Raw genomic sequence first — 12,911 nt, 5'->3', positions numbered from 1 at the left:
TCACCGGAACCCCGCTGACCCGGCGGCTTGCTTGCCGTTGTTCCGTGTCAGTGGAGGCGCATTATAGGGAGTAATTCCGAGGTGACAAGGGGAAATGCAAAAAAACTTTTCGTTCGCTCGCTTTTCCATCAAGACGCTGTTTAAACGCCCGGTTTGCTGATCATTTGCGCGATTTCTCGGGCAAATCGGGAGACCTGTTGCCAGTCGGTATAGACCACTTCTTTACGGGTATCCGTTTCGCCCCCGGTCATTTTCATAATCAGGCGGATCATAAACCGATCGTACCAGCGGTAACGCGGGTAACGTAGCGCCCCGGCAAACACCGCGCAGCTCTGCGGCTGCCAAGGCGAGTTGAGCAGAAACTTGCGCGTATAGCTATTGGTCTGCGGCGTGCGCTTCTCGGGTTTGCGCGCAACCAGGTTCACCGAAAAGAATGCCCCCGGCAGCGCCTGCAATGCTGCCAGGTGCTTTTTCACAAAGCGGTCCACCGCCGGATGAAAGTGTCCGTAGCGAATCGATGCGCCAATCACCACGCGATCATAATGATGCCATTCCACGTTATCGGTACGGTTCAGATTCAGGGTATCCGCATCGATACCCAGCTCTTTCAGCTCAGAGGCGAGAAACGAAGCGATTTCACGGGTCTGCCCGTCGCGGGTGGAAAAGAGAATTAAAGTTTTCACGAGCACTCCTGTTATTCGCGCCAGAAAGTGGGAGTAAAGAGCACCAGTAAGGTGAACACTTCCAGACGACCAAACAGCATATTAGCAATCAGGATCCATTTCGCGACCGGGTTCATGGTGGCAAAGTTGTCCGCGACGACGCCGAGCCCAGGCCCGAGGTTGTTCAATGTCGCCACCACGGAGGCGAAAGCAGAGAAGTCATCCACCCCGGTGGCGATAATAGCCAGCATACTAATGATAAAGACCAGCGCATAGGCGGAGAAGAATCCCCACACCGCTTCCAGAATACGTTCCGGCAGCGCGCGGTTACCTAATTTAATGCTATACACCGCATTCGGGTGAACCAGACGCTTAAGCTCACGGTTGCCCTGCTTGAACAGCAACAGGATACGGATCACCTTTAAGCCACCGCCCGTGGAGCCAGCGCAGCCGCCGATAAATGCGGAGCACAGCAGCAGCACCGGCAGGAACAGCGGCCAGCGCGCAATGCTATCGGTGGTGAATCCTGCGGTGGTCGCCATCGACACCACCTGGAAAAACGCCTGATTCAGCGTCGTCAGCACCGAGCCGTACACGTTATGAAGCCATAGCACCAGCGTACAGACGATGACCAGCGTCAACTGGACGCCAATGAACATTCGAAACTCAGGGTCGCGCCAGTACACCTTCAGGCTGCGTCCGCTCAACAACGAAAAATGCAGACCGTAGTTACAGCCGGAGATCAGCAGGAAGATGGCAATGATGGAGTTGATCATCGGGCTGTTGAAATAGCCGACGCTGGCATCGTGAGTCGAGAAACCGCCGATAGCGATGGTGGCGAAGCTGTGCCCTATCGCATCGAAGGCCGGCATACCGGCAAACCAGAGCGCCAATGCGCAGGCGACCGTTAGTAACACATAGATAAGCCACAATGTCTTTGCCGTCTCGGCGATGCGCGGGCGCATCTTGTTATCTTTCAGCGGGCCGGGCATTTCCGCGCGGTAGAGCTGCATTCCCCCGACGCCGAGGATAGGCAGAATGGCCACCGCCAGCACAATGATCCCCATGCCGCCGAACCACTGCAGCATCTGCCGGTAAAAAAGGATAGCGTGCGGAAGCGAGTCCAGCCCCACCAGGGTGGTCGCCCCGGTCGTCGTCAGGCCGGAAAATGATTCGAAGAAGGCATCCGTCACCGTCAGGTTCGGCTGTTCGGCGAATATAAAGGGCAAGGCCCCTACGCTACCCAGCACGGTCCAGAACAGCACCACGATCAGAAACCCTTCACGAGATTTCAGTTCGCCCTTTTGCTTACGGTTCGGCCACCACAGCATGGAGCCGATCGCCAGAGCGACAAAAAAAGTTTGAGTGAAGGCCCGTCCCGCGCCATCGCGATATATCAGGGCCACTAATCCCGGGACGATCATTGTCCCCGAGAATAAGATGACCAGCAGTCCAACGATTCGGGTTATGGCGCGAAAATGCATCTCTGGCGCTTCCTTTGATAGGCAAAAAAAACAGAGGGGATTATTCGTTAATCTTCAGCAATTGCAATGAACCGCGACTAAAATCAGCCAGTTTTGCTGAAAAAGCCGCCACTTCGGCCTGGGGAAGCGCCACGCGCAGCCGAACCGACGCCAGATATTCGCTTTCAACGACATTCCCGGAAAATTGGGCGAGCAACGCTTCAACGCCGGCCAGTTGCCCATATTCACATTGCAAAGTATATGCCGTTAACGGCGTCTTGCGCAGCGTCGTCAACTGCGCCAGCGCCTGATGGACACCGCCGCCATAGGCTTTCACCAGGCCGCCGGTGCCCAGCAGGATACCACCGTAATAACGTACGACGACAGCGGTTATCTCACCGACGCCGCTACCCATCAACTGCGCCAGCATCGGTTTACCCGCCGTTCCCGCCGGTTCGCCATCGTCTGAGAACCCAAGCTGTTGCGAATCATCAGGCGGTCCGGCGACCCACGCCACGCAGTGGTGGCGGGCATCGGGGTGATCCGCTCTGACCGACTCGACAAAGGCTTTCGCCGCCGCCACGCCGTCGGTATGCGCCAACAGCGTGATAAAACGGCTCTTTTTGATCTCCTCAACGACGGAAACTGGCGCCGCCGGGATTAACCAGCTCTCCATTAGGCCAGCTTCAGGTCGCGCGTCATGTTTTCGATACTGTTTTCGTGAACCACCACGTTATCTTCGATACGGATCCCGCCGAATGGCTTCATGGCGTCAATTTTTTGCCAGTTGAAGTGCTTGCTGAACGGGCCTTCACGCCACGGCGCCAGTAACGACTCGATAAAGTAGATGCCGGGTTCAATGGTCAACACCATCCGCGGCTCGATAATACGGGTGCAGCGCAGATACGGGTATTTCGCTGGCGCCGCCAGATGCGTACCGGAGTCGTCTTGCATAAAGCCAGCAACATCATGCACCTGCAGACCCAGCGGATGACCAATCCCGTGCGGCATAAATGGCCCGGTCAGATCGTTCTCCACCATCGCCTCTTCGCTCATGTCAGTGACTAACTGGTGTTTACGCAGCAGCTTCGCAATACGCTGATGGAACTGGATATGGTAATCAACGTAGCGCGTCCCGGCTTTCATGGTGCTAATCAGCGCCAGCTGCTCGTCGTTAACGTCTTTAATCAGATGGGCGAAATCGTTATCGCCGTGTGCCGCCCAGGTCCGCGTCAGATCCGCGGCATAGCCGTTATATTCCGCGCCGGCGTCGAGCAGAAAGCTGCGCATCTCCGCCGGAGCGCGATGGTCCAGTTTGGTGTAGTGCAGGACGGAAGCATGCTCGTTCAGCGCCACGATGTTGCTGTAAGGCACGTCGGTATCGCGGTGACCGGTGGCGGTAAGATAGGCCTGGTTGATATCGAATTCGCTCATCCCGGACTGAAAAGCCTCATAGGCCGCACGATGACCATTCACCGCCGACTTCTGCGCTTCACGCATACAGGCCAGCTCGTAATCGGTTTTGTAAGCCCGGTAGTAATGCAGATAATCGATAACCCCTTTCGGGTTGATCTTATCCGCGGCGATTCCCAGGCCCAGCGCGCGCTCCGGCACCGGCCCGATATAGCCAATATTACCGCGAGCGGCAGGCAGTTGGCTGCCGATGCCATCGGCCTTCGGCAGCGCGACCACATCGACCTCTTCGGTCCAGAACGAGGTCGGCAGCGGCTCAACGTTATGCCAGTAATCAACCGGCAGATAGAACCACAGCTTCGGTTTATTCACACCGTCCACCAGCAACCAGCAGTTAGGCACCTGAGTCACCGGCACCCAGGCTTTGAACTGCGGATTGACCTTGAACGGGTATGGATGGTCATCAAGGAAGACGTTAACCAGCTCGCCGGAGTGAATCAGCAGAGCATCCATCTGAAAACGGGCCAGGACGTCGCGGGTACGTTCTTGTAGGGTAACAATATGATTTTTATAGAGCGCGGCCAGGGATTCCATCTTTTGTCCTTTGCTTTTATGGGATCGTGATACTCCGCATCTTAGCACATCGACCTGCGTGCGGGTGATTTCCGCCGGATGTGATCCGACCAGCAATTATTTAAAGAGTAATTTGCAATTCTTTAACATAAATTCCACACTCCGTTTCATCTGGTATGACCAGATCATATTGCTGGATTCAGGAGACTGACATGCTCTACAAAGGCGACACCCTGTACCTCGACTGGCTGGAAGATGGCATCGCCGAACTGGTGTTCGATGCCCCAGGTTCGGTCAACAAGCTTGATACCGCAACCGTAGCCAGTCTCGGTCACGCGCTGGATGTACTGGAAAAACAAAACGATCTCAAAGGCCTGCTGCTGCGCTCTGAAAAAGCGGCGTTTATCGTCGGCGCGGATATCACTGAATTCCTCTCTCTGTTCCTGGTCCCTGAGGAGCAGTTAAGCCAATGGCTGCATTTTGCTAACAGCGTCTTCAACCGTCTGGAAGATCTTCCCGTCCCCACTATCTCTGCCGTCAATGGTTACGCGCTGGGCGGCGGTTGTGAATGTGTCCTGGCGACCGATTACCGCCTGGCGACGCCGGATCTGCGCATTGGTCTGCCGGAAACCAAACTCGGCATTATGCCAGGCTTCGGCGGCTCAGTTCGTTTGCCGCGTCTGCTCGGCGCCGACAGCGCGCTGGAGATCATTGCTGCCGGGAAAGATGTCGGCGCCGAGCAAGCGCTGAAAATCGGCCTGGTGGATGGCGTGGTCGCTGCGGAAAAACTGCGCGACGGCGCGCTGGCGATCCTGCGCCAGGCGATTCAGGGCGACCTGGACTGGAAAGCGAAACGTCAACCGAAGCTGGAGCCGCTGAAACTCAGCAAAATTGAAGCGACGATGAGTTTCACCATCGCCAAAGGCATGGTCGCGCAAACCGCCGGGAAGCATTATCCGGCGCCTATCACCGCGGTGAAAACCATCGAAGCCGCTGCGCGTCTTGGTCGTGAAGAAGCTCTGGTGCTGGAAAATAAAAGCTTTGTCCCGCTGGCTCATACCAACGAGGCCCGCGCACTGGTCGGTATCTTCCTGAACGACCAGTACGTCAAAGCGAAAGCGAAAAAACTGACCAAAGATGTCGAAACACCGAAGCATGCTGCCGTACTGGGCGCTGGCATTATGGGCGGCGGTATCGCATACCAGTCGGCCTGGAAGGGCGTGCCGGTGGTGATGAAAGACATTAGCGACAAATCGCTGACCCTTGGGATGACCGAAGCGGCGAAGCTGCTGAATAAACAGCTGGAACGCGGCAAAATTGACGGTCTGAAGCTGGCCGGAGTCATAAGCACCATTCAGCCGACGCTGGAGTATAGCGGTTTTGATCGCGTGGACGTGGTCGTTGAAGCGGTGGTGGAAAACCCGAAAGTGAAGAAAGCGGTACTGGCGGAAACCGAGGCAAAAGTGCGCCCGGATACCGTACTGGCATCCAACACCTCAACGATCCCCATCAGCGAGCTGGCCAGCGTTCTGCAGCGCCCGGAGAACTTCTGCGGCATGCACTTCTTTAACCCGGTGCATCGCATGCCGCTGGTTGAAGTGATTCGCGGCGAAAAAACCTCGGATAAGACCATTGCCAAAGTGGTGGCCTGGGCCAGCAAAATGGGCAAGACGCCAATCGTGGTCAATGATTGTCCCGGTTTCTTCGTCAACCGCGTGCTGTTCCCCTACTTCGCCGGATTTAGCCAGCTGCTGCGCGACGGGGCGGATTTCCGCAAAGTCGACAAAGTGATGGAGAAACAGTTTGGCTGGCCGATGGGCCCAGCTTATCTGCTGGACGTGGTCGGCATCGATACCGCGCACCATGCTCAGGCGGTCATGGCGGCGGGCTTCCCGCAGCGGATGCAGAAAGATTATCGCGACGCTATCGACGCCCTGTTTGACGCCAACCGTTTCGGGCAGAAGAACGGCCTCGGCTTCTGGCGCTATAAAGAAGACAGCAAAGGTAAGCCGAAGAAAGAAGAAGATGCTGCCGTCGACAGCCTGCTGGCCGACGTCAGCCAGCCGAAGCGCGATTTCAGCGATGAAGAGATTATCGCCCGCATGATGATCCCGATGGTTAACGAAGTCGTCCGCTGCCTGGAAGAAGGCATTATCGCCAGCCCGGCGGAAGCGGATATGGCGCTGGTATACGGCCTCGGCTTCCCTCCGTTCCACGGCGGCGCCTTCCGCTGGTTGGATACCATCGGCAGCGCGAAGTATCTCGATATGGCGCAGCAGTACCAGCACCTTGGGCCGCTGTATGAAGTCCCTGCCGGTCTGCGAGACAAAGCGCGCCATAACGAAGCGTATTATCCCCAGGTAGAGCCAGCCCGTCCGGTTGGCGCTCTGAAAACGGCTTAAGGAGTCACAATGGAACAGGTTGTCATTGTCGATGCTATTCGCACCCCGATGGGCCGTTCAAAGGGCGGCGCATTTCGCCACGTGCGCGCGGAGGACCTCTCCGCGCACCTGATGCGCAGCCTGCTGTCGCGCAACCCGTCGCTTGAGGCAAGCGCGATAGACGATATCTACTGGGGCTGCGTACAGCAAACCCTCGAGCAGGGTTTTAACATCGCCCGTAACGCGGCGCTGCTGGCGGAGATCCCGCATTCGGTACCGGCAAACACGGTTAACCGTCTGTGCGGTTCTTCCATGCAGGCGCTGCACGATGCCGCACGCATGATCATGACCGGCGATGCCAGCGTCTGCCTGATTGGCGGCGTGGAGCACATGGGCCATGTGCCAATGAGCCACGGCGTCGATTTCCACCCGGGCCTGAGCCGTAACGTGGCAAAGGCGGCAGGGATGATGGGGCTGACCGCTGAAATGCTGGCGCGTTTGCACGGCATTAGCCGGGAAATGCAGGATCAGTTTGCCGCGCGCTCCCACGCCCGCGCCTGGGCTGCGACCCAGTCCGGCGCATTCAAAGCCGAGATTATCCCCACCGGCGGCCACGATGCCGATGGCGTACTGAAGTCCTTTAACTATGACGAAGTGATCCGCCCGGAAACCACCGTCGAGACGCTGTCTACCCTAAGGCCGGCGTTTGACCCGGTGACCGGTACGGTAACGGCGGGCACCTCTTCCGCCCTTTCCGATGGCGCGGCGGCGATGCTGCTGATGAGCGAAAGCCGCGCCCGCGAACTGGGTCTGAAGCCACGCGCCCGCGTCCGTTCGATGGCGGTGGTCGGCTGCGACCCGTCTATTATGGGCTATGGCCCGGTTCCCGCTTCGAAGCTGGCGCTGAAAAAAGCGGGCTTATCCACCAGCGATATCGACGTCTTTGAAATGAATGAGGCCTTTGCCGCGCAGATCCTGCCGTGCATTAAAGATCTGGGCCTGATGGAGCAGATCGATGAGAAGATCAACCTCAACGGCGGGGCGATCGCGCTCGGTCATCCGCTGGGTTGTTCCGGGGCGCGTATTAGCACCACGCTGATCAATCAGATGGAGCGTAAAGATGCCCAGTTCGGCCTCGCCACCATGTGCATCGGCCTGGGACAAGGGATCGCCACCGTGTTTGAGCGGGTGTAAATTTACAAAAGGATATCTCACAGCCAATGGCGTCAGAACAAGGCGGCAAGCGAGCGAATCCCGATGAGCTTACTGAAGTAAGTGATTCGGGTGAGCAAGCGCAGCCAACGCAGTGATGACGTCATTGGCGAAGAGAGACAGTTTAGTTGCCGTTCTTCCCGCCTGTCAGGGGCGGGTTTTTTATTTGCAGATATCAGATAAAGGCAAACGCGTCGCCAAACAGGCGATCTTCGCGCGCGCCGCGTTCGTTGCAGAACAGGTCGCGAGCAATCTTAGCCATCTCGAAACGCCCGGCAATATAGATATCGTGATCGGCCAGGGTACCGTAATCCTGCAGCACCGCGGTCAGCACGGTGCCGGAACGCCCACGCCAGCCCTCTTCCGGCTGCTCAACCACCGGCTCGATGCGCAGATTTGGATGCTTGACGCTCAAGGCTTCCAGCTCGGCCAGATCGTACAGATGTTTGGTCTCGCGACCGCCCCAGTAAATCGCGATATCGCGCTGAGGATTGCGTGACAGCGCGGTGAGCAGAATAGAACGCACATAAGAGAAGCCGGTACCGCCGGCAATCAAAATCAGCGGGCGGTCTTCATCTTCACGCAGCCAGGCTTCGCCATGCGGAATATCAACCTCAATTTCACGCTCTTTCAGGATGCGATCCATGACCGCCATCGCGTACAGATTGAGCTCCGAGGCGCCGATATGCAGTTCGATAAACTCCTGTTCCGCCGGCGTGGAGGCCATGGAGAATGGGCGTTTGTCGCGCTCATCCATTACCACCATCAGATACTGGCCAGCGCGGAAAGAGAATGCCGCTTCCGGTACTAATCGAACACGATACACGGTATCGGTAATCGCCTCCACCGAGGTCACTTTACAGCTTAAGGTTGTCATGCGTCCCCTCTGTCGGGTCTAAAGAGCAAAACAGCGGCGTTAGCCCCGCTTACTGTTGTTTAAAGATGGCCAGATCATCCCAGATGGCGTCAATGCGCGCCGTGACGGCAGGATCTTTTTTGATTGGTCGCCCCCATTCACGCTGGGTTTCGCCAGGCCATTTATTGGTGGCATCCAGCCCCATTTTTGAACCCAGGCCGGAAACCGGCGAGGCAAAATCCAGATAATCAATTGGCGTATTCTCTACCAGTACCGTATCACGAGCCGGGTCCATACGGGTAGTGATCGCCCAAATCACATCGTTCCAGTCGCGGGCGTTAACATCGTCATCACAGACAATCACGAATTTGGTGTACATAAACTGGCGCAGGAACGACCAGACGCCCATCATCACGCGCTTGGCATGGCCTGCGTACTGTTTTTTCATCGTCACCACCGCCAGGCGGTAGGAGCACCCTTCCGGCGGCAGATAGAAATCGACAATTTCCGGAAACTGTTTCTGCAGGATCGGGACGAAGACTTCATTCAGCGCCACGCCCAGCACCGCAGGCTCATCCGGCGGACGGCCGGTATAGGTCGAATGATAAATCGCGTCTTCACGCTGGGTAATATGGGTAACCGTAAACACCGGGAACTGGTCTACTTCATTGTAGTAGCCGGTATGGTCGCCATACGGACCTTCCGGCGCCATCTCCCCGGCCTCGATATAACCTTCCAGCACAATCTCTGCGCTGGCAGGCACTTCAAGATCGTTCGAGACGCATTTCACCACTTCGGTTTTGGTGCCGCGCAGCAGCCCGGCAAAGGCATATTCCGACAGCGTATCCGGCACCGGGGTCACTGCACCAAGAATGGTCGCCGGGTCGGCGCCGAGCGCCACAGAAACGGGGAAGCGTTCCCCCGGACGCGCCGCGCACCACTCCTGGAAATCCAGCGCGCCGCCGCGATGAGACAGCCAGCGCATAATCAGTTTGTTTTTGCCAATCAGCTGCTGGCGATAAATCCCCAGGTTTTGCCGCTCTTTGTGCGGCCCACGGGTCACCGTCAGCCCCCAGGTGATCAGCGGCGCGGCATCTTCCGGCCAGCAGGTCATAATCGGGATTTTCCTCAGGTCGACGTCATCGCCCTGGATGATTTTTTGCTGACAGGGGGCGCCGCGCAGACGTTTGGTGGGCATATTCAGCACTTGCTTAAACTGCGGCAGCTTATCAAACAGATCGCGGAAACCTTTGGGCGGCTCAGGCTCTTTCAGAAAGGCTAACAGCTTACCCACCTCGCGCAGCGAACTGACGTCCTCCTGACCCATCCCCAGCGCCACGCGCCGCGGCGTGCCGAACAGGTTGCACAGCACCGGCATGGTATAGCCTTTAGGATTCTCAAACAGCAGCGCAGGACCGCCAGCGCGCAGGGTGCGGTCGGCAATTTCGGTGATTTCCAGGTGAGGATCGACCGGCAGAGTGATACGTTTTAGTTCGCCCTGTTGTTCCAGGAGTGTCAGAAAGTCGCGAAGATCGTGATATTTCATGAAAGTGTTATTGACCTCTCTACAGGCGGCTAATTATACGGTGTTCAACGGCGAGATGCTGTAATTTTGTTAAATTAGCGTGAAAGAACGCTGAAATTTGGATTTCAATTATAATGGCTTTCGCGATTACATCAGCCATTTGTTATGCTTGCCGTTATTAGAAGTGGAATGAGTCATTATGCAAGCCTGGTACTTACTGTATTGCAAACGTGGGCAGCTACAACGAGCCCAGGAACATCTGGAACGTCAGTCAGTTAACTGCCTGATGCCGACGATTGCGCTGGAAAAAATCATTCGCGGTAAACGCACCATGGTCAGCGAACCGCTGTTCCCGAACTACCTGTTTATTGAGTTCGATCCAGAGGTGATTCATACCACCACCATCAGCGCCACCCGCGGGGTTAACAACTTCGTGCGCTTTGGCGCCCTACCCGCTATCGTCCCCTCGGCGGTCATCCACCAGCTCTCTATCTACAAACCGGAAGGCATTACCGACCCGGAAACGCCGCATGAGGGCGATAGCGTACTGATCACCGACGGCGCGTTCGAAGGCTTACAGGCTATCTTTACCGAGCCGGACGGTGAAGCACGCTCTATGTTGCTGTTAAACCTGCTGAATAAGCAAGTCCTGCAGAGCGTTAAAAACACCGATTTCCAGAAAATCTAAGTGCCGTTAACGTCGACGCCAAACAGCGCCCTGACGTTGGCGTCCGTTTGCATCTCAAGCCACTGCGCCTCCTCGCCGCGCCAGGCCGCGACGCTGGCCAGGATATGCGGCAAATACGCGGGCTCGTTACGACGCGAGGCGGGTTTCGGCTTGAGGTCGCGCGGCAGCAGATAGGGCGCGTCAGTTTCCAGCAGCAGACGTTCCGCCGGGATCGCCGGCAATAGCGCTCGCAGCTCGAGCCCTCGCCGCTCATCGCATACCCAACCGGTAATGCCGATAAACAGCCCCAGATCCAGACATTCCTGCACCTCGCTGCGGCTGCCGGTAAAGCAGTGCAGCACCGCGCCCGGGATCTTCCCGAGCCAGGGTTTAAGCAGCGCCAGAAACCGGTCGTGGGCGTCGCGGCAGTGTAAAAACACCGGCATCGACAGCTCGGCGGCCAGCGCCAGCTGGGCACTGAACGCCTCCTCCTGCTCCTGGGGCGTGGAGAAATTACGATTAAAATCCAGACCGCACTCCCCTATCGCCACCACCTGCGGCTCGCGGGCGAGGGCATAAATTGCCTCGGCGACCGCTGGCGTCCAGCTGCTGCCGTCATGGGGATGGATCCCCGCCGTGGACCAGCAGCCGGCGTAATGACTCGCCATTCTCTGCGCCTGCTGGCTCTCCGGTAAATTTGTGCCGGTCAGCAGCATGCCGTGAACCCCTGCCGCCCGGGCGCGCGCCACCACCTCATCATGGTCGCGGGCAAACTGTGAACTGGTCAGATTAACGCCGATATCAAACATGATCGCTCCATATGACAACCGCCCTGACGGGCGGTTGGCGGTATTACTCTTCTCTGTGCTCAGCGGCTTCAGCTTCGGCCGCGGCATCGTCATCACGCGTCAGGCGCTTCCCGGTGTAGAAGCGGGCGAAGAACACCCCGACTTCAAACAGGCAGTACATCGGAATAGCCAGCAGCGTCTGCGAGAACACGTCCGGCGGCGTCAGCAGCATCCCCACCACGAAGGCGCCCACCAGCACATACGGCCGTTTTTTGCGCAGCTCTTCCGGCGTGGTGACGCCCATCCAGCAGAGCAGCACAATAGCGACCGGCACCTCAAAAGAGACCCCGAACGCCATAAACAGCGCCATCACGAAGTCGAGATAACTGCGGATATCGGTCGAGACCAGCACCCCCTCCGGGGCAGCATGGGTCAGGAAGCCGAACGCCAGCGGAAACACGACAAAATACGCGAAAGCCATGCCGATATAGAACAGCAGCGTGCTGGAGACCAGTAAGGGCACCACCAGCCGGCGCTCATGCTTATACAGCGCCGGCGCGACGAAGGCCCATACCTGATACAGAATAATCGGCACCGACAGGATCACCGACACCATGAAGGTCAGCTTTATCGGCGTAAAGAAAGGTGAAGCGACATCGGTGGCGATCATCGTCGCGCCTACCGGCATCTTGCTGATAAGCGGGGCCGAGACCAGCTGATAGATATCATTGGCGAAATAGACCAGCGCCAGGAAGATCACCAGGATAGCAATGATGCTGTTGAGCAGACGCTTGCGCAGCTCAATCAGATGCGAAATTAGCGGTTGTGTATCGTCTACGCCCATGTTTACGGTTTATCACTCGATGCGGGGGAAGAATGGGGGGCAGCCGCCGTAGCGGTTGTTTTCTCTGCCGGTGAAGCGGGTTGCTCGTCGGCCACGGGATCCGGCGCATGAACCGGAGCGCTGGCGTGATGTTCTGCCGTCGCCGGCGTGACGTCCTGCCGCTGCGCTTCGCTGCCTTTCACCACCGGATTATGGATGGTATTCGCTTCGTCACTGGCCTTTTCCGGGTCGTGGGCGCTATAGGAGCGCTTCATCGACTCCGCGGCCTCGCGCAGCTCATCCATGGAGGCTTTCAGCTCCGGCGTCAGGTTATTCAGGCTGGCCTTTTCCACCTTCTTGAGGCTCTCCTGGAACTCCTGCAGTTTTAGCTCCTGAGCCAGCTCATTCTGTACCGTGGTCGCCAGCGACCGTAGCGTACGGATCCAGCCAACCACCGTTTTAACCGCGACGGGAAGCCGCTGTGGCCCCAGAACGATGAGGCCAATCACAAACACCAGCAGTAGTTCACTAAAACCAATATCGAACAC

General features: G+C 57.4%; 12 protein-coding genes. 3 read left to right on the top strand and 9 right to left on the bottom strand.

All coding sequences use genetic code 11. The features are described from left to right. Positions 1–140: 140 nt before the first annotated feature. Genes hemG through pepQ form a run of 4 tightly spaced genes read right to left on the bottom strand, consistent with a single transcriptional unit; the run spans position 141 to position 4,132 of the window. A complete protein-coding gene (gene hemG, locus ACQUTI_RS24090; protein ID WP_004886722.1) occupies positions 141–683 on the bottom strand; it encodes a menaquinone-dependent protoporphyrinogen IX dehydrogenase in 543 nt (180 codons plus the stop codon). Positions 684–694: 11 nt separating this feature from the next. After that, a complete protein-coding gene (gene trkH / locus ACQUTI_RS24085; RefSeq protein WP_004886724.1) occupies positions 695–2,146 on the bottom strand; it encodes a Trk system potassium transporter TrkH in 1,452 nt (483 codons plus the stop codon). 40 nt (positions 2,147–2,186) lie between these two features. Next, the gene (locus ACQUTI_RS24080; protein ID WP_004886726.1) at positions 2,187–2,801 is read right to left on the bottom strand and encodes an IMPACT family protein; all 615 of its coding nucleotides are present in this window, start codon (positions 2,799–2,801) and stop codon (positions 2,187–2,189) included. Further along, positions 2,801–4,132 carry a Xaa-Pro dipeptidase gene (gene pepQ / locus ACQUTI_RS24075; protein WP_004886728.1) on the bottom strand — a complete coding sequence of 444 codons (1,332 nt, stop codon included), beginning with the start codon at positions 4,130–4,132 and terminating at the stop codon, positions 2,801–2,803. The genes ACQUTI_RS24080 and pepQ overlap by 1 nt, the downstream gene beginning before the upstream one ends. Positions 4,133–4,323: 191 nt before the next feature. On the opposite strand from pepQ, the gene fadB reads away from it, so the two are divergent. Further along, positions 4,324–6,513: a fatty acid oxidation complex subunit alpha FadB gene (fadB, locus tag ACQUTI_RS24070; protein WP_043521010.1), complete on the top strand. Its 2,190-nt coding sequence runs from the start codon at positions 4,324–4,326 to the stop codon at positions 6,511–6,513. Positions 6,514–6,522: 9 nt separating this feature from the next. Beyond that, complete coding sequence (gene fadA, locus ACQUTI_RS24065; RefSeq protein ID WP_004886733.1) at positions 6,523–7,686, top strand: acetyl-CoA C-acyltransferase FadA; 1,164 nt, start codon at positions 6,523–6,525, stop codon at positions 7,684–7,686. Positions 7,687–7,879: 193 nt separating this feature from the next. Here the strand turns inward: fadA and fre are convergent, their stop codons facing one another. Then, a complete protein-coding gene (gene fre, locus ACQUTI_RS24060; RefSeq protein ID WP_004886735.1) occupies positions 7,880–8,581 on the bottom strand; it encodes an NAD(P)H-flavin reductase in 702 nt (233 codons plus the stop codon). 49 nt (positions 8,582–8,630) lie between these two features. Beyond that, positions 8,631–10,106 carry a 4-hydroxy-3-polyprenylbenzoate decarboxylase gene (ubiD, locus tag ACQUTI_RS24055; RefSeq protein ID WP_004886738.1) on the bottom strand — a complete coding sequence of 492 codons (1,476 nt, stop codon included), beginning with the start codon at positions 10,104–10,106 and terminating at the stop codon, positions 8,631–8,633. Between the two features lie 178 nt (positions 10,107–10,284). Between ubiD and rfaH the strand changes: the two genes are divergently transcribed. After that, complete coding sequence (gene rfaH, locus ACQUTI_RS24050) at positions 10,285–10,773, top strand: transcription/translation regulatory transformer protein RfaH (RefSeq protein WP_004886742.1); 489 nt, start codon at positions 10,285–10,287, stop codon at positions 10,771–10,773. On the opposite strand, the gene tatD is transcribed toward rfaH, so the two are convergent. From tatD to tatB, 3 genes are read right to left on the bottom strand one after another with little or no spacing between them, the layout of a single operon-like run. Continuing rightward, the gene (gene tatD, locus ACQUTI_RS24045; RefSeq protein WP_205425825.1) at positions 10,770–11,561 is read right to left on the bottom strand and encodes a 3'-5' ssDNA/RNA exonuclease TatD; all 792 of its coding nucleotides are present in this window, start codon (positions 11,559–11,561) and stop codon (positions 10,770–10,772) included. The genes rfaH and tatD overlap by 4 nt on opposite strands. A gap of 43 nt (positions 11,562–11,604) precedes the next feature. After that, positions 11,605–12,384: a Sec-independent protein translocase subunit TatC gene (tatC, locus tag ACQUTI_RS24040; protein WP_004886745.1), complete on the bottom strand. Its 780-nt coding sequence runs from the start codon at positions 12,382–12,384 to the stop codon at positions 11,605–11,607. A 2-nt stretch (positions 12,385–12,386) separates the two neighbouring features. Next, the gene (gene tatB / locus ACQUTI_RS24035; protein ID WP_048293980.1) at positions 12,387–12,911 is read right to left on the bottom strand and encodes a Sec-independent protein translocase protein TatB; all 525 of its coding nucleotides are present in this window, start codon (positions 12,909–12,911) and stop codon (positions 12,387–12,389) included.

The sequence above is a fragment of the Klebsiella sp. 7-CIP_Kleb. genome, from assembly GCF_050378655.1.
Taxonomy (GTDB): domain Bacteria; phylum Pseudomonadota; class Gammaproteobacteria; order Enterobacterales; family Enterobacteriaceae; genus Klebsiella; species Klebsiella quasipneumoniae.
This window is presented reverse-complemented; position numbering and strand designations above follow the sequence as displayed.